This is a genomic window from Pelotomaculum sp. FP, from assembly GCF_004369245.1.
GTDB classification, from domain to species: Bacteria; Bacillota; Desulfotomaculia; order Desulfotomaculales; family Pelotomaculaceae; genus Pelotomaculum_C; species Pelotomaculum_C schinkii.
Map to the genome: position 1 here is coordinate 1 of NZ_QFGB01000157.1, position 825 is coordinate 825.

The following is an 825-nucleotide window of genomic DNA, read 5'->3' on the forward strand; positions in this document are numbered from 1 at the left end:
AATTCCTTATTCAACAAGTTGGACAATAAAACTGCCATCTGGGCCCGGTTGATCACACTGTTAGGCTCAAAGACGTTGCCCGGCAGCCCCTGCATGAGTTCATTATCCACCAGTGCGGCCACATATTCTTGATATCCGTACGGTATCTGATCGGCGTCGGCAAAGTCAAGGGACGAGCCAGTGGCGCTCAGGTCAAAAGCCAGGCAGACCAGGGCGGCGACCTGCGCCCTCGTTGCCGCGCCGGTGGGCTCCAGCTGGTTGAGGTAGTTCTTATCGAGCATCCCCCGCTCAACACCCATAATCAGGTAACCTCTCCCCCAGGGTAAATATGGCACCTGGTAGGCAACATCCGCCTCTTCCATAGCCCTGGCCTGATCGTCCAAACCAAGCATCCTGATCAGCATGGCCACGGCCTCCAGCCTGGTGACACTCTGGTAGGGCAAAAATCTCCCATCCGGGTATCCCTCTAAGATCTCCAGCGCACTCATTTCCGTAATTTCCTGCTCAGCCCATGAGGCCTCACCTATATCCAGCAGCTGACCAACCCCGGCCTCCGAGCTTAAAGCGCCGCTAAAAACCATAACTGCAGCTAAAGCTGCAATAAAAAAACCCAAATGTATTTTTCTCGGCATAATAACATACCCCCTTACTAAAAGTAGACGCCTGATAGCAGAAAAAGGTTCTACTATTAGAGACCTCCAGGAAAAAGCTGCATAAATATCGGCGCCCGATTGGCTGCAAGATAAACCTTAAAACAATAATTACCACCCTTTAGAGCTAATAATTATCTTTACCTGTTAAAATTTCCTGCTCCATCCCTGACAT

At 50.5% G+C, this 825-nt stretch carries 1 protein-coding gene; it reads right to left on the reverse strand.

The window, feature by feature from the left end:
* On the reverse strand, positions 1-632 hold a 632-nt coding region (locus Psfp_RS21165; RefSeq protein ID WP_134220478.1), incomplete at its 3' end, for an S-layer homology domain-containing protein.
* Positions 633-825 lie beyond the last annotated feature (193 nt).